The 24,558-nt window shown below is 59.7% G+C and carries 22 protein-coding genes; 11 read left to right on the forward strand and 11 right to left on the reverse strand.

Features of this window, described 5'->3' with window-relative positions:
- Positions 1-134: 134 nt before the first annotated feature.
- Positions 135-1,340 (forward strand): aminotransferase class V-fold PLP-dependent enzyme, encoded by a 1,206-nt coding sequence (locus BMS17_RS08995; protein ID WP_046029174.1) that lies wholly within the window; start codon positions 135-137, stop codon positions 1,338-1,340.
- Positions 1,337-1,741, forward strand: coding sequence for a SufE family protein (locus BMS17_RS09000; protein WP_077430793.1), 405 nt, complete (start codon positions 1,337-1,339; stop codon positions 1,739-1,741). The genes BMS17_RS08995 and BMS17_RS09000 overlap by 4 nt, the downstream gene beginning before the upstream one ends.
- A 131-nt stretch (positions 1,742-1,872) precedes the next feature.
- Here the strand turns inward: BMS17_RS09000 and tcdA are convergent, their stop codons facing one another.
- Entirely contained in the window at positions 1,873-2,691 is an 819-nt protein-coding gene (gene tcdA / locus BMS17_RS09005) for a tRNA cyclic N6-threonylcarbamoyladenosine(37) synthase TcdA (RefSeq protein ID WP_046029170.1), read from the reverse strand.
- A gap of 212 nt (positions 2,692-2,903) precedes the next feature.
- Between tcdA and BMS17_RS09010 the strand changes: the two genes are divergently transcribed.
- The 4 genes from BMS17_RS09010 (at position 2,904) to BMS17_RS09025 (ending at position 8,106) form a co-directional block, all read left to right on the forward strand.
- Positions 2,904-5,495 carry a glycosyltransferase gene (locus tag BMS17_RS09010; protein WP_046029168.1) on the forward strand — a complete coding sequence of 864 codons (2,592 nt, stop codon included), beginning with the start codon at positions 2,904-2,906 and terminating at the stop codon, positions 5,493-5,495.
- A gap of 197 nt (positions 5,496-5,692) precedes the next feature.
- Positions 5,693-6,844: a succinyl-diaminopimelate desuccinylase gene (dapE, locus tag BMS17_RS09015; protein WP_077430794.1), complete on the forward strand. Its 1,152-nt coding sequence runs from the start codon at positions 5,693-5,695 to the stop codon at positions 6,842-6,844.
- Positions 6,844-7,653, forward strand: coding sequence for a putative RNA methyltransferase (locus tag BMS17_RS09020; RefSeq protein WP_077430795.1), 810 nt, complete (start codon positions 6,844-6,846; stop codon positions 7,651-7,653). Before dapE ends, BMS17_RS09020 begins: the two co-directional genes overlap by 1 nt.
- A 75-nt stretch (positions 7,654-7,728) precedes the next feature.
- Positions 7,729-8,106, forward strand: a complete 378-nt coding sequence (locus BMS17_RS09025; protein ID WP_046029164.1) for a hypothetical protein — start codon at positions 7,729-7,731, stop codon at positions 8,104-8,106.
- Positions 8,107-8,241: 135 nt separating this feature from the next.
- Here the strand turns inward: BMS17_RS09025 and BMS17_RS09030 are convergent, their stop codons facing one another.
- Positions 8,242-8,451, reverse strand: coding sequence for a cold-shock protein (locus tag BMS17_RS09030; protein ID WP_010462862.1), 210 nt, complete (start codon positions 8,449-8,451; stop codon positions 8,242-8,244).
- Positions 8,452-8,688: 237 nt separating this feature from the next.
- Here BMS17_RS09030 and plsB point away from each other — a divergent pair, with 237 nt between their 5' ends.
- The 3 genes from plsB (at position 8,689) to BMS17_RS09045 (ending at position 12,656) form a co-directional block, all read left to right on the forward strand.
- Positions 8,689-11,172: a glycerol-3-phosphate 1-O-acyltransferase PlsB gene (gene plsB / locus BMS17_RS09035; protein ID WP_046029161.1), complete on the forward strand. Its 2,484-nt coding sequence runs from the start codon at positions 8,689-8,691 to the stop codon at positions 11,170-11,172.
- A gap of 102 nt (positions 11,173-11,274) precedes the next feature.
- Positions 11,275-11,889: a hypothetical protein gene (locus BMS17_RS09040; RefSeq protein ID WP_175648958.1), complete on the forward strand. Its 615-nt coding sequence runs from the start codon at positions 11,275-11,277 to the stop codon at positions 11,887-11,889.
- A gap of 77 nt (positions 11,890-11,966) precedes the next feature.
- Positions 11,967-12,656 (forward strand): DUF4197 domain-containing protein, encoded by a 690-nt coding sequence (locus tag BMS17_RS09045; protein WP_077430797.1) that lies wholly within the window; start codon positions 11,967-11,969, stop codon positions 12,654-12,656.
- Positions 12,657-12,718: 62 nt separating this feature from the next.
- Here BMS17_RS09045 and BMS17_RS09050 read toward each other — a convergent pair whose 3' ends face one another.
- The 3 genes from BMS17_RS09050 to BMS17_RS09060 form a co-directional block, all read right to left on the reverse strand.
- Positions 12,719-14,086, reverse strand: a complete 1,368-nt coding sequence (locus BMS17_RS09050) for a Fic family protein (RefSeq protein ID WP_077430798.1) — start codon at positions 14,084-14,086, stop codon at positions 12,719-12,721.
- A gap of 96 nt (positions 14,087-14,182) precedes the next feature.
- Positions 14,183-17,248, reverse strand: a complete 3,066-nt coding sequence (locus tag BMS17_RS09055) for an efflux RND transporter permease subunit (RefSeq protein WP_046029155.1) — start codon at positions 17,246-17,248, stop codon at positions 14,183-14,185.
- Between the two features lie 6 nt (positions 17,249-17,254).
- Positions 17,255-18,355, reverse strand: a complete 1,101-nt coding sequence (locus BMS17_RS09060; RefSeq protein WP_046029154.1) for an efflux RND transporter periplasmic adaptor subunit — start codon at positions 18,353-18,355, stop codon at positions 17,255-17,257.
- A gap of 93 nt (positions 18,356-18,448) precedes the next feature.
- Between BMS17_RS09060 and BMS17_RS09065 the strand changes: the two genes are divergently transcribed.
- A complete protein-coding gene (locus tag BMS17_RS09065; protein ID WP_046029151.1) occupies positions 18,449-19,093 on the forward strand; it encodes a TetR/AcrR family transcriptional regulator in 645 nt (214 codons plus the stop codon).
- Between the two features lie 118 nt (positions 19,094-19,211).
- On the opposite strand, the gene BMS17_RS09070 is transcribed toward BMS17_RS09065, so the two are convergent.
- Positions 19,212-19,994 carry a class I SAM-dependent methyltransferase gene (locus BMS17_RS09070; RefSeq protein ID WP_046029149.1) on the reverse strand — a complete coding sequence of 261 codons (783 nt, stop codon included), beginning with the start codon at positions 19,992-19,994 and terminating at the stop codon, positions 19,212-19,214.
- A 93-nt stretch (positions 19,995-20,087) separates the two neighbouring features.
- Between BMS17_RS09070 and BMS17_RS09075 the strand changes: the two genes are divergently transcribed.
- Positions 20,088-20,708, forward strand: coding sequence for an energy transducer TonB (locus tag BMS17_RS09075; protein ID WP_077430799.1), 621 nt, complete (start codon positions 20,088-20,090; stop codon positions 20,706-20,708).
- Between the two features lie 34 nt (positions 20,709-20,742).
- On the opposite strand, the gene BMS17_RS09080 is transcribed toward BMS17_RS09075, so the two are convergent.
- The 5 genes from BMS17_RS09080 to adk all read right to left on the reverse strand — a co-directional run bounded on the left by BMS17_RS09080 (position 20,743) and on the right by adk (position 24,406).
- A complete protein-coding gene (locus tag BMS17_RS09080; protein WP_046029147.1) occupies positions 20,743-21,564 on the reverse strand; it encodes an isocitrate lyase/phosphoenolpyruvate mutase family protein in 822 nt (273 codons plus the stop codon).
- Positions 21,565-21,597: 33 nt separating this feature from the next.
- Positions 21,598-22,458 carry a DUF72 domain-containing protein gene (locus BMS17_RS09085; protein WP_046029146.1) on the reverse strand — a complete coding sequence of 287 codons (861 nt, stop codon included), beginning with the start codon at positions 22,456-22,458 and terminating at the stop codon, positions 21,598-21,600.
- On the reverse strand, positions 22,458-22,763 hold the full coding sequence (locus BMS17_RS09090) for a hypothetical protein (protein WP_046029145.1): 306 nt from the start codon (positions 22,761-22,763) through the stop codon (positions 22,458-22,460). Before BMS17_RS09090 ends, BMS17_RS09085 begins: the two co-directional genes overlap by 1 nt.
- Before the next feature lie 234 nt (positions 22,764-22,997).
- Positions 22,998-23,672, reverse strand: a complete 675-nt coding sequence (gene tsaB, locus BMS17_RS09095) for a tRNA (adenosine(37)-N6)-threonylcarbamoyltransferase complex dimerization subunit type 1 TsaB (protein WP_046029144.1) — start codon at positions 23,670-23,672, stop codon at positions 22,998-23,000.
- Between the two features lie 86 nt (positions 23,673-23,758).
- Positions 23,759-24,406, reverse strand: coding sequence for an adenylate kinase (gene adk / locus BMS17_RS09100; protein ID WP_046029141.1), 648 nt, complete (start codon positions 24,404-24,406; stop codon positions 23,759-23,761).
- Between the last annotated feature and the right edge of the window lie 152 nt (positions 24,407-24,558).

Here is a 24,558-nt window from a genome sequence, read left to right on the forward strand (position 1 = left end):
GCGTCACGATCACCTGTGTAGGAGCAGAGCTTGCTCGCGATGGGGCCCTTAAGGCCGCCAAAAAGCTTCGCGAGCAAGCTCTGCTCCTACATGGTCAGGCGTCTACCCGCCCATGTTTACCAGGGCCGAATAACATGATGATCCCCTCTCCCTGGCGCGCCGATTTTCCGGCCATCGCCGCTTTGCAACGGCAAGACCAGACCTATCTGGACAACGCCGCCACCACGCAAAAACCTCAAGCCCTGCTGGATGCCCTGACGCATTACTACGCCAACGGCGCGGCCAACGTGCATCGGGCGCAACACTTGCCCGGCGCCCATGCCACCCAGGCGTTCGAGGCCAGCCGCAGCAAAGTCGCGCAATGGCTGAATGCCGGCGATTGCGGGCAGATTATTTTTACCCATGGCGCGACGTCAGCGCTGAACCTCCTGGCGTACGGCCTGGAACATCTTTTCCAACCGGGCGATGAGCTGGTCATCAGCGCTCTGGAGCATCACGCCAACCTGCTGCCATGGCAGCAACTGGCACACCGCCGCGAGCTGAAACTGGTGATCCTGCCGCTGGATGCCGACGGTTTGATCGACCTTGAGGCCGCCGCACGCCTGATCGGTCCGCAAACCCGTTTGCTAGCCGTCAGTCAGTTGTCTAACGTGCTCGGCGCCTGGCAGCCGTTGCCCGCCCTATTGGCGATGGCGAAGGCACACGACGCGTTGACCGTGGTCGATGGCGCTCAAGGCGTGGTGCATGGTCGGCATGACGTGCAAGCACTGGGTTGCGACTTCTATGTGTTTTCCAGCCACAAGCTCTATGGCCCCGATGGCCTGGGCGTGCTGTTCGGGCACAACGAGGCGCTCAAGCATCTGCGTCATTGGCAGTTCGGCGGCGAAATGGTGCTGGACGCGGATTACCATGGCGCACGCTTTCGCCCTGCCCCATTGGGTTTCGAGGCAGGAACGCCGCCGATTGCCAGTGTGATTGGTCTGGGCGCGACGCTGGACTACCTCGCCGGGCTCGATCAGGACGCCGTTAACGCCCACGAAGCGGCGTTGCATGACTATTTGCTGAAAGGACTTGAAGCCCGAAACGGCATTCGCCTGCTGGGCAAACCGCAATTGGCGCTGGCCAGTTTTGTCGTCGAGGGTGTGCATAACTCTGATCTGGCGCATCTGCTGACCGAACAGGGGATTGCCGTGCGTGCGGGTCATCACTGCGCCATGCCGCTGCTCAAGAGCTTCGAGCTGGCCGGGGCGATCCGGGTGTCGTTGGCGCTTTACAACGATTCCGAAGACCTGGAGCGGTTCTTTGAAGCGCTGGATCAGGCGCTGGAGTTGCTGCGATGAACTTGCCTGCCGAGGCTGTGACGGCGCTGGACACGTTCCAGAACGCTGCCGGCTGGGAACAACGGGCGCGCCTGTTGATGCAATGGGGCGACCGCCTGCCGGCGCTGAGCGATGTGGATAAGGTGGATACCAACCGGGTGCATGGCTGTGAAAGCCAGGTGTGGCTGGTGGGTTCACTGAATGACGGTCACTGGCAGTTCGCGGCGAGCAGCGATGCCCGGTTGATTCGCGGGTTGGTGGCGTTGCTGCTGGCGCGGGTCAACGGATTGTCGCCAGGTGAGTTGCGGCAGGTGGATTTGCCAGAGTGGTTCAATCAGCTCGGCCTTTCGCGGCAGCTGTCACCGTCGCGCAGCAATGGCCTGAATGCCGTACTCCAGCGGATGAATGAGTTGGCTCAGTAAAAGGGGCTGCTTCGCAGCCCATCGCGGGCAAGCCCGCTCCCACAGTGGGTTGAGGTGAACTCAAATCTCGCATTCAATCCGGATTCATGTGGGAGCGGGCTTGCCCGCGATGGGGCCATCAGCCCCACCCATCAAACCTCAGGCTTGACCCGATCCGAAGGCCGCCGAACCCCGGCAACAATCTTATCCACAGCCTTGGTCGCCGCGACCATGCCGAACGTCGCCGTCACCATCATCACCGCACCAAACCCGCCGGCACAGTCCAGCTTCACGCCATCACCGACAAAACTCTTCTGCAGACAAATGCTGCCATCCGGTTTCGGGTAGCGCAGTTGCTCGGTGGAGAACACACACGGCACGCTGTAATGACGGGTCACGGTGCGGGAGAAGCCATAATCGCGGCGCAAGGTGGAACGCACTTTCGACGCCAGCGGATCGTTGAACGTACGGTTCAAATCGCACACCTGAATCAACGTCGGATCAATCTGCCCACCTGCCCCGCCAGTGGTGATGATCTGGATCTTGCGGCGCTTGCACCAGGCAATCAGCGCTGCCTTGGCGTTAACGCTGTCGATGCAATCGATCACGCAGTCGATGTTCGGCGTGATGTACTCGGCCATGGTCTCGCGGGTGACGAAATCCGCCACGGCGTGCACCGTGCAGTCCGGGTTGATCCCGCGCAGACGCTCGGCCATCACCTCAACCTTGGGTTTGCCGACCGTGCTGTCCAGCGCGTGCAACTGGCGATTGACGTTGCTGACGCAGACGTCGTCCAGGTCGAACAGCGAAATCTCGCCCACCCCACACCGGGCGACAGCTTCCGCCGCCCAGGAACCGACGCCACCGACGCCGACAATCGCCACATGCGCCGCGCGCAGGCGCGCCAGGCCTTCGATGCCATACAAACGGGCGATGCCGGCAAACCGCGGATCTTCTGTACTCATGACCATTACCCCAAAAACCGGCGCGCATTATAGGGCTTCGCTGCGCCAAGTTCTGAATTTCAATCTACAAGTGTAAGAACTTATGTGAAAGCAAATTGCCCAATGTCCGGTAATTCCCTGTCCGCTATACGAAAAGAGAATGCCCGGTGTAGGATGCGCGCCCCTTGGCGACCGCCAACCGTTCCTTCGTTCCACAGTCTTTGGAACCTGAAATAGCTATGTCATCCCGCAAATTTGGACTCAACCTGGTCGTGGTGCTCGCCATCGCAGCCTTGTTTACCGGCTTCTGGGCGCTAATCAACCGCCCGGTTACCGCCCCCAACTGGCCTGAACAGATCTCCGGCTTCTCGTACTCGCCGTTCCAGCAAGGCCAGTACCCACAGAAAGAGCAGTACCCGAACGACGATCAAATGCGTCGTGACCTGGAGATCATGAGCAAGCTGACGGACAACATCCGTACTTACTCGGTCGACGGCACGCTGGGCGACATTCCCAAACTGGCTGAAGAATTCGGCCTGCGGGTCACTTTGGGGATCTGGATCAGCCCGGACCAGGAACGCAACGAACGCGAGATCACCCGCGCCATCGAAATCGCCAACACCTCGCGCAGCGTGGTTCGCGTGGTTGTAGGCAACGAGGCGATCTTCCGTAAGGAAATTACCGCTGCGGAACTGAGCGTGATCCTCGATCGCGTGCGCGCCGCCGTGAAAGTGCCGGTGACCACGTCCGAGCAATGGCACGTCTGGGAAGAACACCCGGAACTGGCCAAGCACGTCGACCTGATCGCCGCCCACGTTCTGCCTTATTGGGAATTCATCCCGGTGGACAAGGCCGGTCAGTTCGTCCTCGACCGCGCCCGCGACCTGAAAAAGATGTTCCCGAAAAAACCGCTGCTGCTCTCGGAGGTTGGCTGGCCGAGCAACGGCCGCATGCGTGGCGGCACCGATGCGAGCCCGGCGGATCAGGCGATCTACCTGCGCACCCTGGTCAACAAACTCAATCGCCAGGGTTTCAACTATTTCGTGATCGAAGCCTTTGACCAGCCGTGGAAGGCCAGCGACGAAGGTTCGGTGGGCGCGTATTGGGGTGTGTTCAACGCCGCGCGCCAGCAGAAGTTCAACTTCGAAGGCCCCGTGGTCGCGATCCCGCAATGGCGCGTGCTGGCAATCGGCTCGGCCGTGCTGGCCTTGCTGTCCTTGACCTTGCTGATGATCGACGGCTCGGCCCTGCGCCAACGTGGCCGCACGTTCCTGACCTTTATCGCGTTCCTGTGCGGTTCGGTTCTGGTCTGGATCGGTTACGACTACAGTCAGCAATACAGCACCTGGTTCAGCCTGACGGTGGGCTTCTTGCTCGCCCTCGGAGCGCTCGGGGTCTTTATTGTGCTGCTGACCGAGGCACATGAACTGGCCGAAGCGGTCTGGACCCACAAGCGCCGACGTGAATTCCTGCCGGTGGTGGGCGATTCGGACTACAGACCAAAAGTCTCGATCCACGTCCCTTGCTACAACGAGCCGCCGGAGATGGTCAAACAGACCCTCAATGCCCTGGCCAACCTCGACTATCCGGACTTCGAAGTCCTGATCATCGACAACAACACCAAGGACCCGGCGGTCTGGGAACCGGTGCGCGATTATTGCGAAACCCTCGGCCCGCGCTTCAAGTTCTTCCACGTTGCACCGCTGGCCGGCTTCAAGGGTGGTGCACTGAATTACCTGATCCCGCACACCGCCAAGGATGCCGAAGTGATTGCGGTGATCGACTCGGACTACTGCGTCGACCCGAACTGGCTCAAGCACATGGTGCCGCACTTCGCCGATCCGAAAATCGCCGTGGTGCAGTCGCCGCAGGATTACCGCGACCAGAACGAAAGCACCTTCAAGAAGCTTTGCTACGCGGAATACAAAGGCTTCTTCCACATCGGCATGGTCACCCGTAACGACCGTGACGCGATCATCCAGCACGGCACCATGACCATGACCCGGCGCTCGGTGCTCGAAGAGCTCGGCTGGGCCGATTGGTGCATCTGTGAAGACGCCGAGTTGGGTCTGCGTGTCTTCGAAAAAGGCCTGTCGGCGGCGTATTACCACACCAGCTACGGCAAAGGCCTGATGCCCGATACCTTTATCGACTTCAAGAAACAGCGTTTCCGCTGGGCCTACGGGGCGATTCAGATCATCAAGCGTCACACCGCCAGCCTGCTGCGCGGCAAGGACACCGAACTGACCCGTGGCCAGCGTTATCACTTCCTCGCGGGCTGGTTGCCGTGGGTCGCGGACGGCATGAACATCTTCTTCACCGTGGGCGCCCTGTTGTGGTCGGCGGCGATGATCATCGTGCCGCAACGGGTCGATCCACCGCTGCTGATTTTCGCGATCCCGCCGTTGGCGTTGTTCGTGTTCAAGGTCGGCAAGATCATTTTCCTCTACCGCCGGGCGGTCGGGGTCAATCTGAAGGATGCGTTCTGCGCGGCGCTCGCGGGCCTGGCGCTGTCGCACACGATTGCCAAAGCGGTGTTGTACGGCTTCTTCACCAGCAGCATTCCGTTCTTCCGCACCCCGAAAAACGCCGACAACCACGGCTTCTGGGTGGCGATTTCGGAGGCGCGTGAAGAGGTATTCATCATGCTGCTGTTGTGGGGCGCGGCACTGGGGATTTTCCTGGTGAACGGCTTGCCGAGCAACGACATGCGCTTCTGGGTGACCATGTTGCTGGTGCAGTCGCTGCCGTACCTGGCTGCGCTGATCATGGCGTTCTTGTCTTCGCTGCCCAAACCGGCCGCCGAGCCTGAGCCGGCGCCAGCCGTCTAAAACTGTACAGATGCACTAAACGGCGGCCAATGGTCGCCGTTTTGCTTTAAGATAACCGCCATTTTGCGCGCCCAGCACCAATTCCTGTAGGAGCAAAGCTTGCTCGCGATTGATGCGACTCGGTGTAACAGAAAGACCTCATCATCGTTCATCGCGAGCAAGCTTTGCTCCTACACAATTAGCTTCCGGAGTTTTCCATGACGGCCCACGCCGACCTTTCGCCGACCCTTCAACTCGCCATCGACCTGATCCGCCGCCCGTCCGTGACGCCGGTCGACGCCGATTGCCAGAAGCAGATGATGCAGCGCCTGGGCGATGCCGGTTTCATGCTGGAACCGATGCGCATCGAAGATGTGGATAACTTCTGGGCGACCCACGGCAAACACGACGGCCCGGTGCTGTGCTTCGCCGGTCACACCGACGTGGTGCCGACCGGCCCGGTGACCGCCTGGCAGATCGACCCGTTCAACGCGCTGATCGACGAACACGGCATGCTCTGTGGCCGTGGCGCAGCTGACATGAAAGGCAGCCTGGCCTCGATGACCGTGGCCGCCGAGCGTTTTGTCGCCGACTACCCGGATCACAAGGGCAAGGTCGCATTCCTGATCACCAGTGACGAAGAAGGCCCGGCGCACCACGGCACCAAGGCAGTGATTGAACGCCTCGCGGCGCGCAAGGAACGTCTGGACTGGTGCATCGTTGGCGAGCCGTCGAGCACCACCCTGGTGGGCGATGTGGTCAAGAACGGTCGTCGCGGTTCCCTCGGCGCCAAATTGACCGTGCGCGGTGTGCAAGGTCACGTGGCCTATCCGCACCTGGCGAAAAACCCGATCCACCTCGCCGCCCCGGCCCTGGCCGAACTGGCCGCCGAGCACTGGGACCACGGCAACGATTTCTTCCCGCCGACTAGCTTCCAGATCTCCAACGTCAATTCCGGCACCGGCGCGACCAACGTCATCCCGGGTGATCTGGTGGCGGTGTTCAACTTCCGCTTCTCCACCGAGTCCACCGTCGAAGGCCTGCAAAAGCGCGTGGCCGACATTCTCGACAAGCATGGCCTGGACTGGCACATCGACTGGGCGTTGTCCGGCTTGCCGTTCCTTACCGAACCGGGCGCGCTGCTGGATGCTGTTGCGTCGAGCATCAAGGACATCACCGGCCGCGAAACCAAGGCTTCCACCAGTGGCGGCACCTCTGACGGTCGTTTCATTGCGACCATGGGCACGCAAGTGGTTGAACTGGGCCCGGTCAACGCGACCATCCACCAGGTCAACGAGCGTGTACTGGCAGCTGACCTCGATGTGTTGACCGAGATCTACTACCAGACCCTGATCAAGTTGCTCGCCTGATGCTCGCGTGCCCGATATGCAGTGAACCGCTGAATGCGGTGGACAACGGCGTGGCCTGCCCCGCCGGGCATCGTTTCGACCGCGCGCGGCAGGGTTATCTGAACCTGTTGCCGGTGCAGCATAAAAACAGCCGCGACCCTGGGGATAACCTGGCCATGGTTGAAGCCCGCCGCGACTTCTTGAACGCCGGCCATTACGCGCCAGTGGCCAAGCGTCTGGCGGAACTGGCGGCGCAATACGCGCCACAGCGCTGGCTCGACATCGGCTGTGGCGAGGGTTACTACACCGCGCAAATCGCCGAGGCCTTGCCGAACGCCGACGGTTACGCGCTGGACATCTCTCGCGAAGCGGTCAAACGAGCGTGCAAGCGTAACCCGCAGCTGACTTGGTTGATCGCCAGCATGGCACGGGTGCCATTGGCCTCGGGTAGTTGCCAGTTTCTGGCGAGCGTCTTCAGCCCTCTGGACTGGGAAGAAGCCAAACGCCTGCTCAGCCCCGGTGGCGGTTTGATGAAAGTCGGGCCGACCAGCGGCCATCTGATGGAGTTGCGCGAACGGCTGTACGACGAAGTCCGCGAATACACCGACGACAAGCACCTGGCCCTAGTGCCGGAAGGCATGGCGCTGCAACACAGCGAAACCCTGGAATTCAAACTGACCCTGGAAAGTGGTCAGGATCGCGCCAACCTGTTGGCGATGACCCCTCACGGTTGGCGCGCCAGTGCCGAACGCCGCACAGCGGTGATCGAGCAGGTCGAGCCGTTCGAGGTCACCGTGTCGATGCGCTACGATTATTTCGTACTTCAATAATTTTTGGTCTTGAGCAACGGCTTGAGGCCGGCTAAATCCGCGAATGGATTTTTCAGACCCGCAGTGAGGACATCCATGCGCCAACCCGATATCGAGATTTACCTGAAAGACGCCGACGTTGACCACAAAGCCATTTCGGCCTGGCTCGGCGCGGCTTTAGGCCCGTGCACCGACTGGGTCCAGAAAGGCCAGACCTACAAGTGCAAGGCCGGCAACGTGCCCGTCACCTGGCTGCCCAAAGCCGTGGGCAAGTGGAACAGCCTGTTTCTGGACAGCGACCAGACCCCGTGGGAAGACGACATCGCCTGCGCCCGCGCAGCCTTTGCCGCGCTGAACGTGGAAGTACGTTGCGCGCCGGGGACGTGGGTCGAAGAAGAAGGCGAAGAGACAGCGGATCGCTGGATGCGCATCAGCGCTGATGGTGAAGAAGAAATCACCTGGAAAACCGCTTAACAACGACACGCATAACCTGTGGGAGCGGGCTTGCCCGCGAAGGCGGCGGCACATCCAGAATAGATGTGACTGACAAACCGCTTTCGCGGGCAAGCCCGCTCCCACAGTGTTTTTTGGTGATCCAAAGAGTGCGAGTTACAGCCCCACCACATCCTCAGCCTGCAAACCCTTCTCGCCGGTCACCACGGCATATTCAACCTGCTGACCTTCAGCCAGCGAACGGTGCCCTTCGCCACGAATCGCGCGGTAGTGCACGAACACGTCCACCCCGTCCTCGCGTTGAATAAAGCCGTAGCCCTTGGCGTCGTTGAACCACTTCACGTTGCCGGTTTCGCGTGTTGCCATTTGTTCATACTCCCTTTTTATTATTGATCGGGCTTTTCGCAGGAAAGCCTTCAGGAACGTCAATCTGCGCGCGACGTCCCAGCAAGGGCTTCGACGGCAGACGGCCGAGTATATGACAGGCAGCGAAACTCTCAACTCAACTTTACTTAGGCGCTTTTTTGCCGATTTTCGACGAATCCGGCACACTGTCGCCCTCCCGAGCAAACGCTCGGTTTTACTCACTCACGCAGAAGCCGTATGACCCGCTCCCCGTTCCGCCGTCTTGTGTTTGGCACCCTGCGTCGACTGTTGTACCTCTGGGTTCGCTCGGAGACGATCAACCAGTCGTCGTTCACCCTCAACCTCGACCGCAGTCGTCCGGTGTTCTACGTCCTGCAAAACCCTTCGCTGACCGACCTCGCCGTGGTCGACACCGAATGCAGCAAGGCTGGCCTGCCCCGCCCGGTACTGCCGGTTTCAGTGGGTAACCTGCTGGAACCCGCCGCGTTCTTTTACCTGACACCGGAGCCCGACTGGCTCGGTCGACAGGACAAACGCGGCGCGCCGCCAACCCTGACCCGCCTGGTCAGCGCCCTGAGCCAGAATGGCGCCGAAGACGCGCAGATCATTCCGGTCAGCGTGTTCTGGGGTCAGTCGCCGGACAGCGAATCGAGCCCGTGGAAACTGCTCTTCGCCGACAGTTGGGCCGTCACCGGTCGCCTGCGCCGCTTGCTGAGCATCATCGTGCTGGGGCGCAAGACGCGTGTGCAATTCTCTGCGCCGATTCACCTGCGCGAGCTGATCGATCACAACAAGGGCCACGAGCGCACCGTGCGCATGGCCCAGCGGATCCTGCGGGTGCACTTCCGCAATCTCAAAGCCGCCGTCATCGGCCCGGACATTTCGCACCGACGCAATTTGGTCAAAGGTTTGCTCAACCAGCCACTGGTCAAGCAAGCGATCCTCGATGAAGCCGAGCGCGAGAACATCTCCCCGGAGAAAGCCAAGGCCCAGGCCTTGCGTTACGGCAACGAAATCGCCTCGGACTACACCTACACCGCAATCCGCTTCATGGAAGTGGTGCTGAGCTGGTTCTGGAACAAGATCTACGACGGCATCAAGGTCAACAACATCGAAGGCGTGCAAAAAGTCGCCCCGGGTTACGAAGTGATCTACGTACCCTGCCACCGCAGCCACATCGACTACCTGCTGCTGTCCTATCTGCTGTTCCGCAATGGCCTGACCCCGCCGCACATCGCTGCCGGGATCAACCTCAACATGCCGGGGATCGGCGGCCTGCTGCGTCGCGGCGGTGCGTTCTTCATGCGCCGTACTTTCAAAGGCAACCCGCTGTACACCTCGGTGTTCAACGAATACCTGCACACCTTGTTTACCAAAGGCTTCCCGGTCGAGTACTTCGTCGAGGGCGGCCGTTCGCGCACCGGGCGCATGCTGCAACCGAAAACCGGGATGCTGGCGATTACCCTGCGCAGCTTTCTGCGTTCGTCGCGCATGCCCATCGTGTTTGTGCCGGTATACATCGGCTACGAGCGTGTGCTGGAGGGCCGGACCTACCTCGGCGAACTGCGTGGTGCGACCAAGAAGAAAGAGTCGATTTTCGATATTTTCAAAGTCATCGGCGCGCTCAAGCAGCGCTTCGGCCAAGTGGCGGTGAACTTCGGCGAGCCGATCAAACTGGCGGAATTCCTCGACAGCGAACAGCCGGACTGGCGCCAACAGGAGCTCGGCCCGCAATTCAAACCGGCCTGGCTCAACGAAACCACCAACCGTTTGGGCGAGAAAGTTGCGCAGCATCTGAACGAAGCCGCAGCGATCAATCCCGTGAACCTGGTGGCCCTGGCGTTGCTGTCCACCAGCCGATTGGCGCTGGATGATCGCGCCATGGCGCGAGTGCTGGACCTGTACCTCGCACTGTTGCGCAAGGTTCCGTATTCGCCGCACACCACACTGCCGGAAGGCGATGGTCGCGCACTGATCGAACACGTGAAGGACATGGACTTGCTGTCCGAGCAGAGCGATGCCCTGGGCAAGATTCTGTATCTGGACGAGCAGAACGCCGTCCTGATGACCTACTACCGCAACAACGTGCTGCACATTTTTGCGTTGCCGGCACTGCTCGCGAGTTTCTTCCAGAGCGCGTCGCGCATGAACCGCGAGCAGATCCTGCGTTACACCCGCGCACTGTATCCGTACCTGCAATCGGAACTGTTCATTCGCTGGTCCATGGATGAACTGGACGCGGTGATCGACCAATGGCTGGAAGCGTTCGTTGAACAAGGCCTGCTGCGTTTCGAAAACGATGTCTACCTGCGCCCCGCACCAAGCTCACGGCATTTCGTGCTGCTGACCTTGCTGTCGAAGAGCATCGCCCAGACCTTGCAGCGCTTTTATATGACCGTGTCCCTGCTGCTCAACAGCGGCCAGAACAGCATCAGCGCCGAAGAACTCGAAGACCTGTGCACAGTCATGGCCCAGCGCCTTTCGATCCTCCATGGCCTGAACGCCCCCGAGTTCTTCGACAAGAGCCTGTTCCGTCACTTCATCCAGACGATGCTTGATCTGGAGGTGCTCAAGCGCGACGAAGCTGGCAAGTTGAGCTATCACGAATTGCTCGGCGAACTGGCCGAAGGCGCGGCCAAACGGGTGTTGCCGGCGGAGATTCGATTGTCGATCCGTCAGGTTGCGTTGCACCGCAGTGAAGATGCGGCGGATCAGGCTTAGTTGGGTCAACAGTAACTTCCTGACAACAACTATAAAAACAGGGACGTTCTTATAGTTGTCCGATTATGGATTAATAGATCACTCCAAATAACCCACCACGATATGGATATCGCGATGAACTCATTAGATAACCCCACCCACTACATCACCCTGACATTTAGTTTGCCTGACGACTTTATGCCTCCCACCAGTGGTGAGGCCGAGACTTATATAAGCGTTCATACGGCAAACACTCAGTCCCCCATCAAAGTGGCGCAATCCCGTAAACCGATGCTGTACAGCGGCCGCTGGAATTTTTCATTTGCACACAGTTTTTCCGACGTCAGCGTCAAATACCGCGTGAGTGTCACCATGACCCACAACGGTGTGCCACTCCTGATCGACCTGGACCACTTCATCATTGTTCACCGCACGCCTCACCGCCAAACACTGCACCTGAGTCCGATCGGTCGCCTCTACATCCAGGCGCAAGAACCTCAAGCGGTGGAACCCGAACACGCGGTGACCATTGTTGCCCATGAGCACGACAATGCGACGGTGCAACTGACTCAAGTGCATATCAGTGAACAAATGGCAGAGGCGTTTTATCTGGAGTACGATCCGGACACTGTTGTGCCCGGTAAACGCTACACCCTGACGGCGACTGAAAATGAATACCGCAATGCAATCGAAGTCTATCCCGGCTCTGTTGTATTAAAACCCTTCAGCAAAGCCTGATAACCTTCGCGCCCACAATAAACCGGCGAAACGGCTGTCAACATCCGTTCCTCCTCAACCCGAACAAGGAAGCTGCCATGTTCCGCCCTACCCTTCGCTTCGCCGGCCTCTGCGCAGGCTTGATGATTTCTGCCAGCGCACTGGCGCTCTCGTTCAGCGACCTGTCGCAAAAAGACGCCACCGGCGGCCTCAAGGATGCCCTGACCCAAGGCGCGCAACTGGCCGTGAAACAGCTCGGCACACCGGGTGGTTTCAGCAACAACCCGGACGTGAAAATCGGACTGCCGGGCAAACTCGGCAAGGTCGCCAGCAAGATGAAGCAGTTCGGTATGGGCGATCAGGTCGACGAACTGGAAGCCAGCATGAACAAAGCGGCTGAAACCGCCGTGACCCAGGCCCAGCCGATCCTCGTGGACGCAGTAAAGAAGATGAGCGTGGAAGATGCCAAGGGCATCCTCAGCGGTGGCAACGACTCCGCCACTCAATACCTGAACAAAACCAGTCGCGAGCAGATCCGCGCCAGGTTCCTGCCCATCGTCAAGCAAGCCACCGACCAGGTTGGCCTCGCCAAACAGTACAACACGTTCGCGGGGCAGGCGGCGACCATGGGCGTGCTGGATGCGAAGAACGCCAACGTCGAAAACTACGTCACCGAGCAGGCGCTGAACGGCTTGTTCGAGATGATCGGCAAACAGGAAGAAACCATCCGCCAGAACCCGGCAGCGGCGGCGACCAGTCTGGCGAAGAAGGTGTTTGGCACGCTGTAACGTTCAGCGAATACCACACAAGAAAAAGCCCGCGGACCTTTCAGGTTCAGCGGGCTTTTTACTTAAATGGCTTCCATGACGGATGAAGTGACGGGTGCGGGCCGTAAAAAGAACACCCACTCACGCCCCATCTTGCGCTTCTCAAACACCTTCAGATCAACCAACCCGTTCAAGGTCGCCGAAGCAGTGTTGTAAGAACAGTCCAGGTTCTCCTTCACATTGACCGCCGTAAATTCCTTGGCCATGCCGCTCTTGGCCACTTGATAGACGGCACGCTGCTTTTCGGTGAGCTGGTTGAAAAAACCGGATGCCATCAACCAGCGATCAAAGCGTTCGGTGTAAGCCAGACTGTTGCGATAGGCGCTGGTAAAACCACTGACCGCCCGAAGGATCACCGAACACTGGAAATCGATGAAGTAGGTCAGGTCCAGTTCATCGGCCTCGGTATTCAAATACGAGCGTCCGTATTTCACCGGCGCGTTGCGTAGCAAAATGCTGATCGCAATGTATCGAAAGGCCGAAAAGTCATTCTTGAACATGAACCAGTAAAACAGCGCCCGCGCGACACGCCCGTTGCCATCGCGAAAAGGATGTTCATAACCCAAAGCAAAATGCAGCGCGATGCCTTTGATCAGCGGATGAAGATAGTCCGCACGGTTGGGATCGTTGTGGGGTTGATTGATCCATTTCGACAGCACCTGTAACCGTGCCACCAGCCCCGCTGCGGGCGGCGGGGTATGCACGGTGTTGCCCTCGCCGTCCTGTACCACCACATCATCGTTGCCTCGCAATTCTCCCGGCGAGTACTGCACGTCGTCGATGCCCTCGACACCAACACGATGCATCGCGGTGATGAGCTCAACACTCAGAGGCTCATAACGCTGCTCCCAAGCAAAGGTCATCATTTGGTAATTGCCAATGACCATTCGCTCATCTGGCGTTCGCGGCTGGCGATGACGCTTGAGCATATCCTTGGCCACCCGAGTGGTCGTTGCCGCGCCTTCGAGCTGGCTGCTGCTGATGGCCTCGTCTTCGATCAGATCATTGAGCAGATAACTGAAATGTGCGCGCTCACCAATCTGGCTGGTCATGTATTCCAACGCAGCGGTTGTGGCTTGCCGATCGACGGCTGAAATAGCCTTCTGCGCCAGCGGTGTCAGCAGGAAGTTGCCCCACTGGACCGGCTCGCCCAAAGGTAGAAGGCGGGAATACTGAGCCGTGCGGGCTTTTTTGACCAAAGCCCAGCACAACCTGGAATCCAGTCCTGGTGCCCAGCGGTAACGCAATTCATCGAATGGAAGATAGCGCCCCTGATCATCCAGCGGCTTGAGCAGGGCCAGGTAGTCCGAGAGGCGTTCCTTGTGGGGCGAGGTCATCAACAGGTCGAATACCGGATCGGTCCTCCCCGCCACAACAGGTGGTTTTTTCATGACGACTGTCTCAAAAACTCGTGAAATCGAGATTCGAGTACAGCATTCAGCCCCCTCTGACTCAATATCAGAGGGATCTGAAATACACGTAGGAAGTCAGACCGGTTCTTTCTTGACCCTGAACCACGCCGCATACAGCGCCGGCAGGAACAACAGCGTCAATGCCGTCGCCACGATCAGTCCCCCCATGATCGCCACCGCCATCGGCCCGAAGAATACACTGCGTGACAACGGGATCATGGCCAGCACCGCCGCGAGCGCGGTCAACACAATCGGGCGGAAGCGGCGCACGGTCGCCTCGATAATCGCTTGCCAGGGCTTGAGGCCTGCCGCGATGTCCTGCTCGATCTGGTCGACCAGAATCACCGAGTTGCGCATGATCATCCCGGACAACGCGATGGTCCCGAGCATGGCGACAAAACCGAACGGCTGACGGAACACCATCAGGAACAGCGTCACGCCGATCAGCCCCAACGGCGCGGTCAGAAACACCATTACCGTGCGTGAGAAACTGCGCAGTTGCAGCATCAGCAACGTCAGCACCACGACGATGAACAGCGGCACGCCGGCCTTCACCGAGTTCTGTCCGCGGGCAGAGTCTTCTACGGTGCCGCCCACGTCCAGCAAGTAACCGTCCGGCAGTTCGGCGCGTATCGGATCAAGCGTCGGCATGATCTGCTGCACCAGTGTGGCCGGTTGTTCCTTGCCATAAATGTCGGCGCGAACCGTCACGTTAGGCAGGCGATTGCGGTGCCAGATGATGCCTTCTTCGAAGCCATACTCCAGCGTCGCGATCTGCGACAGCGCAACGCTGCGGCCGTTGTCGGTCGGCACCGCCAGGCTCGGCAGCAACGACAGCTCGGTGCGCTCGTGCAGGGTGCCGCGCAGCAGAATCTCGATCAACTCGTTGTCTTCGCGGTACTGGCTGACGCTGGAGCCGGTCAGTGAACTTTGCAGGAACTTCGACAAGTTCGCCGTGCTCACGCCAAGCGCTCGGGCGCGGTCTTGATCGACGTTCAGGTACACCACTTTGCTGGGCTCCTCCCAGTCCAGGTGCACGTTGACCACGTGCGGATTCTCGCGAACCTTGGCCGCCACTTTACGGGCCAGTGCGCGAACTTCTTCGATGTGCTCACCGGTCACCCGGAACTGCACTGGATAACCAACAGGCGGCCCGTTCTCAAGACGCGTGACCCGTGAACGCAGGGCCGGAAATTTTTCGTTGAGGGTTTCGATCAACCAGGTGCGCAGGGTCTCACGCTCCTCGATGGTCTTGGCCAGAACCACAAACTGCGCGAAGCTCGCCGCAGGCAGTTGCTGATCCAGCGGCAGGTAAAAACGCGGTGAACCGGTGCCGACGTAAGCCACGTAATTGTCGATACCGGCGTGATCTTTCAACAAGCCTTCAAGGCGTTTGACTTCATCGGCGGTGTTACTCAGGGACGCGCCTTCGGCCAGTTTCAAATCGACCATCAGCTCCAGTCGACCCGACGCCGGGAAGAATTGCTGCGGCACGAAGCGGAACAACACCACCGAGGCAACGAACATCATGATCGTCAGCACGATCACCGTTTTGCGGCGGCGCACGCACCACTCCACCAGACGCCTGACCCGCTGATAGAACGGCGTGGCGTAAGGGTCCGGCTGACCCGCACCATGTTTGGCGGCATGAATTTTCGCCAGATCCGGCAGGAGTTTTTCCCCCAGGTACGGCACGAACACCACGGCGGCCACCCACGAGGCCAGCAACGCAATGGTCACCACCTGGAAAATCGAGCGGGTGTATTCGCCGGTGCCCGACTGCGCAGTGGCAATCGGCAGGAACCCGGCGGCGGTGATCAGCGTACCGGTGAGCATCGGGAATGCGGTGCTGGTCCAGGCATAACTGGCCGCTTTGACGCGGTCGAAGCCCTGCTCCATTTTGATCGCCATCATTTCCACGGCGATGATCGCGTCGTCCACCAGCAAACCCAGCGCCAGCACCAGCGCACCAAGGGAAATCTTGTGCAGGCCGATTCCCAGGTAATACATGCAAGCAAAAGTCATCGCCAACACCAGCGGAATCGCCAGCGCCACCACCATGCCGGTACGCACGCCGAGTGAGAAAAAGCTCACCAGCAACACAATCGCCAAGGCTTCGACCAGCACTTGAACGAATTCGCCGACCCCGGTTTTCACCGCGGCAGGTTGATCCGATACTTTGCGCAGTTGCATGCCGGCCGGAAGGTTTTTCTGGATGCGGTCGAACTCGACTTCCAGGGCCTTGCCCAGCACCAGAATGTCGCCGCCGTCCTTCATCGCGACGGCCAGACCGATGGCATTTTCCGCCATGAAGCGCATGCGCGGCGCTGGAGGATCGTTGAAGCCACGGCGAACGTCCGCCACATCGGAAATGCGGAACGTACGATCACCGACGCGGATAGGGAAGTTCTTGATCTCGTCGACTGTCTGAAAATTCCCCGAGACCCGTAGCTGCAAGCGCTCACTGGTGGTTTCGAAGAACCCCGCCGTCGACACTGCGTTCTGCTCTTCCAACGCTTGCTGCACAGCGGCCAACGGCAAGCCTAGGGTGGCGAGTTTGACGTTGGAGAGATCGATCCAGATCTTCTCGTCCTGCAGCCCGAGCAACTCGACCTTGCCCACGTCCTTGACCCGTTGCAGCTGGATCTGGATACGGTCGGCGTAATCCTTCAACACCGCATAGTCAAAACCGTCGCCAGTCAGGGCGTAGATATTGCCGAAGGTGGTGCCGAATTCATCGTTGAAAAAAGGCCCCTGAATGCCCGGCGGCAGGGTGTGACGGATGTCGCTGATCTTCTTGCGGACCTGATACCAGAGCTCGGGAATGTCGACCGAGTGCATGGAATCGCGAGCGATAAACGTCACTTGGGACTCACCCGGGCGCGAGAACGAGACGATGCGCTCGTACTCGCCGGTTTCCATCAGCTTCTTCTCAATGCGCTCGGTCACCTGGCGCGACACTTCCTCGGCCGTGGCCCCCGGCCAATTGGTGCGTATAACCATCGCCTTGAAGGTAAAAGGCGGGTCTTCGCTTTGGCCGAGTTTGGTGTAGGACAGTGCGCCGACGATTGCCAGCAAAAGCATCAGAAACAGTACGATCTGGCGATTACGCAACGCCCATTCGGAAAGGTTGAAGCGCATCGGGGATTACTCCTTGTCCGCCAGATTGACCACGCGATTGGAGCGATCCACCGGGCGCACTTGCTGCCCGTCATGAAGCACATGAACACCGGCGGCCACGACCCAGTCGCTGGCGTTCAGGCCTTCGAGCACCGGCACGGTTTTCTCGCCGAACGCACCGACCCGCACCGGGGCTTTTTTCAAGGTGTTATTGGCGTTGAGTACCCAAACGTACGTCGCGCCGTTTTCTGCGGTGACGGCCGACAAAGGCACCGACAACGCCACCACTTCAGCGGTCTGGATAAACACCCGGGCGCTCTGGCCGAGTTCAGCGGTGACCTTGCCGGAGGTGAACGCGATGCGCGCGGCAAAGGTGCGCGACTTCGGATCGGCCGCCGGTGACAACTCACGAATGCGGCCACTGAAACGTTGATCGGGCTGAGTCCAGAGTTCTACCGACACCGGCTGCCCGACCTTGAAGCGACCGAAGCTCTGTTCCGGCAGGCTGATCAACACTTCACGTTCGCCATCGGTGGCAATGGTGAACACGGTTTGCCCAGCGGCCACCACTTGCCCGACTTCCACAGCCCGTTTGGCCACCACGCCATCCTGAGGCGCGCGCAGCACCGCGTAACTTGCCTGGTTGGTCGAGACGTTGAATTCGGCTTTGATTTGGTTGAGGCGTGCTTCACCGGATCGGTAAAGGTTTTCGGCATTGTCGTACTGCGAGCGGCTGACCATCTGACGGTCCATCAGGGTCTTGTAGCGATCCCGCTCGGCGCGTACCAGGCTCAGATTGGCCTCGGCGGCGGCGACTTGGGCGCGGGCGGCATCCAGTTGCAGGCGTACGTCTTGCGGATCGAGTTCGGCCAGAGGTTGGTCGGCCTTGACGCGCTGCCCTTCCTCGACCAGTCGTCGGCTGACCTTGCCGCCAATGCGGAACGCCAGGTCCGGCTCATAACGAGCCCGTACTTCACCGGGATAGCTTTCCATCGCCTGCGCCGAAGGCTCTGGCTGAACCACCATGGCCGGGCGCACGCTGACTTGAGGCGCCTCTTCGTGACCACACGCAGACAGAAAAAAAGCCAGGGACACTGGCAACGCGAGGGGCAAGGCATAGCGGAACATGGTGAAGGACCTTTCGCTAATGGTGCTTGGAATAATTATACTGACGAGTATGTTATTAATAGCAAACTCACCAGTCCAGTAATAAAAGCGAATATGCCGAACAATCTTTCAGCACCCAATGGCCCAGGCAGACCCAAGGATTTGGCCAAGCGCCAGGCCATTCTCGATGCGGCGAAAACGCTGTTTCTGACCAAGGGCTATGCCAACACCAGCATGGATGCCGTCGCAGCTGAGGCCGGTGTGTCAAAGCTGACCGTGTACAGCCACTTCAACGACAAGGAGACGCTGTTCTCCACCGCCGTTGTCGCCAAATGCGAGGAGCAGCTACCAACGCTGTTTTTTGAACTGCCGGACGGCGTAGCGGTAGAAACGGTACTGCTGAACATCGCACGCGGTTTCCATCAACTGATCAACAGTGATGAATCGGTGAACCTGCACCGATTGATGATGAACCTGGGCAGCCAGGACCCGAAACTCGCGCAGATCTTCTTCGAAGCCGGGCCGCAACGCATGCTGCATGGCATGGAGCGGTTGCTGGCCAAGATTGATCAAAGTGGTGTGTTGAGCATCGATAAACCGCGCAATGCGGCCGAGCACTTTTTCTGCCTGCTCAAGGGCGCGGGGAATTTTCGGTTGCTGTATGGCTGCGGCGAGCCGGTGGTCGGGGACGCGGCCGAGGAGCACGTGCAGGAAGTGGTGGGGTTGTTTATGCGGGCTTATCGACCCGAGCCAGCCTGATATAAATCGGGTGTCTGGTCTGGCGCCTTCGCGAGCAGGCTCACTCCTACACTGGATCTATGCAACACCGTAAATCCCCTGTAGGAGTGAGCCTGCTCGCGATGAAGGCGACTCGGTTTTAAGGCTTGAGCGCCTTCTTCGGATAAATGTCATACCGGCTGGATTTACCGTCCAACGCATGACTCGGTTTCGGCCCGGCAATGCAGGGCGCCTTGCGCGGCCGCTTGACCACCACCCGATGACTGGCCAGCGCCAGCGCGGCTTCCAGCAGTGCTGGCGCATCCGGGTCATCGCCCACCAACGGCCGGAACAGACGCATTTCCTTTTTCACCAACGCGGTTTTCTCACGGTGCGGAAACATCGGGTCGAGGTAGATCACCTGCGGCGGCTCGCCCTCCCAATTGCGCATCACCTCAATGGAATTGCCCTTGAGCAAATGCATCCGCGCCACGATGGGCGCCACGTCGAAATCTTCCGCACCGCGCGCCAGGCCATCCTCAAGCAAGGCCCCGATCAGCGGCTGACGTTCGATCAGACTCATCTCGCAGCCCAGGCTCGCCAGCACGAACGCATCCTTGCCCAGCCCCGCCGTGGCATCCAGCACGCGGGGACGCACGCCCTGCGCGATGCCAACGGCCTTGGCGATCATCTGCCCGGTGCCGCCACCGAACAACCGGCGATGAGCCGCCCCGCCTTCGACGAAGTCCACCCGCACCGGGCCCGGCGCATCCGCCCCAAGCTGTTGCAACTGCAAACCCTGCTCGCCGACCTGCAAGGCAAACTCGCCATCATCCACTTGCAGCGGTAAGCCCAGGCGCTCGGCCCATTGCTCGGCTTGTGGCTGAAAGGTCGTGCCCAAGGCCTCGACATGGATGCGGCAAACCGCCGGTTGATCAATCATCGGAAAACACGCTCAAAAAATTAATGATCGGCAAAAACGGCCGATAACAAAACTAACGGGCATTTTGCCAGAGCTGAGCGTCGACCGAGAGAAATGTCAGACTTTCAACCCACAATCACAGGTTTTATCTCGCCCTACGGCGATTACAACCTGCGAAACACCCAGGCGTTGGGCGGTGTCAGTCACCTGTGGCAAGATTTTTTTGCCCGGGCGATGGCCGATCAGCCGGGTGACGGGGTTCCTGAATCGCTCAAATTTCCACCGGTTGATCTGGAAAGCCCGGTCGAACCCACGGTGGGCAGCGAGTTGTTGGCGCACATCGTCTCGCAGCGTGAATGCAACGTGACAGAAACCGTGGTTCGCCCGCCAGAGCCGCTGTTCTTGCCGATTGCCGAGTTCGAAATGGACCTGGCCGACAAACCGGCCCCACCCTTCCCGCCTGAAGAAATCGTCGTTCAGCAAAAACAGCAGGACTTCGAAAGCGGCTGGGTCCGTCCAATCGTGCTCACCGCCGGTCAACCTGTACCGCAAGCTGGCCCGGCGCCACAACCGCGCCCGCTGCACCTGCCGATCGCCGAATTCGAAATGGACCTGCTCGACAAACCGTTCCCGCCGTTCTCCCCCGAAGAGCTGGTGGAACAACAGAAACAGTTCGATTTCGATAACGGTTGGGCTCGCCCGATCGTTCTGCAAAACCTGCGCATCGCCGCCTGACCTTCAATAACAGGCCCTCAGCGACACCCCATCGTCAGCCTTTGAACAGTTGATTGGCCTTCGCGTACGGCATGGATCGCGAGGTAAACCCGAAGGTGCCCGATGTCTTGATCTCTTCGGCCGCACGGAAAAACTCGCCATACGCTGCCAACGCCAGCGCCGAACCGACGCTGATACGTTTGACGCCCATCTCGCTCAACTGCTCGACCGTCAACTTGAGCCCGCCAGACATCAACACATTGACCGGTTTGGGCGCCACGGCACGAACCACCGCCAAGACGTCTTCGGCACTGCGCAGTCCCGGTGCGTAGAGCACGTCGGCCCCCGCCTCGGCGAACGCCTGCAAGCGGCGGATGGTGTCGGCGAGATCGGGATTGCCGTGCAGGAAGTTCTCGGCACGCGCGGTCAGCATGAAGGGGAAAGGCAGGCTGCGCGCCGCGGCCACGGCGGCTTCAACGCGCGCCACCGCATGTTCGAAACAGTAGATCGGCGCCGCTTCACGGCCCGTGGCATCTTCGATAGAACCGCCGACCGCACCGGCCTCAGCCGCGCGCAGAATGCTCTTGGCGCATTCGACGGGGTCATCGGCAAAGCCATTTTCCAGATCCACCGCCACGGGCAGATTCGTCGCTGCGACAATCGCGCGGACATTTGCCAGCGTATCGTCCAGAGCCATTGCGCCATCGGGGCGCGCATTGGAAAAGGCATAACCGGCACTGGTGGTGGCCAGCGCCTCGAAGCCGAGACTGGCGAGCATTTTCGCCGAGCCGGCGTCCCACGGGTTGGGAATGACAAAAGCCCCGGCGCGTTCGTGCAGTGCTTTGAACGCCTGGGCTCGAAGGGTTTGCGCATCCATTGGGCAGGCTCCTGAAAAGGGGAAAAAACCGCCTCAGAGCAAGCCAAGTTGCTCCACTGCGGGTTCTCTGTATAGCTCAGGCAGCGGCGGCAGGCCAGGCAAACGCAACATCAGTTGTGCGTGAAAACGTTGCGCCAGCTTGGCGGCCAGCAGGTTGTCTGCGGTGTGCAGGAAGATGTACGGCGTACGGCCCTCTTCGATCCACGCGGCGATTTTCTCGACCCACGGCACCAGGAACGGATCGTTGGCTTCCAGCTGCGGATGGCCGATGAAGCGCACTTGCGGGAATTGTGTGAACGCCGCCGGACGTGGCGGCACTTTGGGCTTTTTCGATTGGGCGTGGAGCACCGACGGATCGGTCGACACACAACTGAACAGCGCTCGCGGATCGAGGCAGATGCGCTCGACACCGCGATCCATCAACAATCGATTGAGCATTCGCTCGGCATCGCCTTTGGCGAAGAACGCGTCATGGCGCACCTCGACGGCCAGAGGTCGCTCCAGCCCATCAATGAAAGCGGCCAGTTCCGGCAACCGTTGCGGCGTGAAGCTTTTCGACAATTGCAGCCACAACGGCGAAACCCGCGCGCCCAAAGGGCTGAGCAACTTCACGAAAGTTTCGGCGGCGGTCAGTTGTTCGCGCAGGTCACCACCATGGCTGATGTCACCGGGGAACTTGGCGGTAAAACGAAAGTGTTCGGGCATGACCTCGGCCCAACGCTGCACAGTCGAGGCAGCCGGGCTCGCGTAGAAGGTCGTATTGCCTTCTACGGCATTGAATACTTGGGTATAGAAATTTAGAAATTCAGCAGGTTTGGCGTCTGGCGGATAGAGGTAATCGCGCCAGGCGTTTTCACTCCAGGACGGGCAGCCGAGGTAGTAAGGCTGCCCCATCAGATGTACAGGTCGAGGCCCAGCACATCCGTATCCCAATCGACAAAAGTGGCCGTGCTCAGGTAGCTGGCGAGTGCCGTAGCAACGCTTTTGCTCATGGCGCGGTGGTAGATCATGTCTTGTTGGCGAGCCGGGAGATTGCTCAGGCGTTGCGCGGAGGCTTTGGCGGCACGGGCAGCCATTTGCTCTTCGGATGGAATTTCCAGCTCGCCGTCGATATCAACGTAATCGTCTTCCGCCACAGGGCCTTTGCGAGCCTTGCGCTTGATGGGGTAGGACTGAGAGGAAACGCCGTCTATACGCATGAGTACATGTCCGGTATCAGTGATGGCAGTTTAGTGGCGCATTTCCCACTTCGCAAACCGCCGAGTGATAACTAGAACACAGAAAACGGAAAAGGTTTAAAAACAGGAGGTATAAATCGACGATTGGCTGCGCTGGATAGATCGCCATCGCGGGCAAGCCACGCGCCCACAGGATCTACGCTACCCCTTGTGGGAGCGGGCTTGCCCGCGATGGAACCAACCCGGTGCTGGATATCAACGGGCTTTGGGCGTCGCCACTTTGTCGCGCAGGTAAACCGGCTGAGCCTGATCCGCGACAATCGCCTCGCCGCGCTCCCAGGCAAACCGCGCCAGTGTCAGCAGGTCTTCGGCATGCGGCAGCATGCCCGCGTCCTGCCCGGTCAGGTTCACGGCAATGCGCTCGGCATAACCCCAACCCGTGCCGGCACCGAACCACTCACCGCTGGCATCCGCCGGCAACGCCGCCGCTTCGGGTGGCAACACGGCTTCATTGCCCGCCAGGCGCATTTCCCCGGCCGTTTCGCGATAGCAGCCCCAGTACACTTCATCCATCCGCGCGTCGATTGCCGCGGCGACCTGGCTCACACCGTGTTCGCGATAGGCGCGTTGCGCCAGTACGGCCAGGTTCGACACCGGCAACACCGGGCGATCCAGCGCAAACGCCAGGCCCTGGACCACGCCGATGGCGATCCGCACACCCGTAAAGGCGCCCGGCCCGCGACCAAATGCGATGGCATCGACGGCTTGCAAGGTGGTCCCGGCGTCGGCGAGCAATTGCTGGATCATCGGCAACAGCTTCTGGGCATGCAGGCGCGGAATCACCTCGTAATGGCTCGTGACTTTGCCGTCATGCAGCAAGGCAACGGAGCAAGCTTCGGTCGCGGTGTCCAGGGCCAGCAAGGTGCTCATCGATGTATCCGTAAGAGAATTCAGAAAAAGTTCGCCAGTATAAACAACTACGGCCCGCAAGCGGGCCGTAGAAGATGAAGCGGTTATCAGCTCAGTGCTTCAAGCACCTTGGCCGTGATCGCTTCAACCGAACCGACGCCAGGGATGTGGCTGTACTTCGGCTTGCCATTGGCAGCGGACAGATTCTGGTAGAACGCTACCAGTGGTTTGGTCTGGGAGTGGTAGACCGACAGGCGATGACGCACGGTTTCTTCGGTGTCGTCCTTGCGCTGCACCAGCTCTTCACCGGTGATGTCGTCCTTGCCGGCAATTTTTGGCGGGTTGTAGACGATGTGGTACACGCGGCCGCTGGCTTCGTGAACGCGGCGACCGGCGATGCGCTGGACGATTTCTTCGTCTTCGACGGCGATTTCGACCACGGCATCCAGCTCGACGCCAGCGGTTACCAACGCTTCAGCCTGAGGAATGGTGCGCGGGAAACCGTCGAACAGGAAACCCTTGGCGCAGTCGGCTTGAGCGATACGGTCCTTGACCAGTGCGATGATCAGGTCATCGGAGACCAGACCGCCAGCATCCATGATGCCCTTGGCCTTGAGGCCCAGCTCAGTGCCGGCCTTGACGGCTGCACGCAACATGTCGCCAGTGGAGATTTGCGGAATGCCGAATTTCTCGGTGATGAACTGTGCCTGAGTACCTTTACCGGCCCCGGGAGCTCCCAGCAGAATGACGCGCATCGATGTGCTCCTCAATTTTTTATATGGATATCGTCAGATTCGCCTCGTGGGGCCAATCTCAAAAATAGGGTCGTGGCCGCCCAAACGGCCAAAGGCTGCTCAAGATACACAGCAGTTCCTGCCCACACAAGCCGCCGAAAGTCGGAGAAACC

The organism is Pseudomonas sp. C9 (assembly GCF_002000165.1).
In the GTDB taxonomy this organism is placed as follows: Bacteria; Pseudomonadota; Gammaproteobacteria; order Pseudomonadales; family Pseudomonadaceae; genus Aquipseudomonas.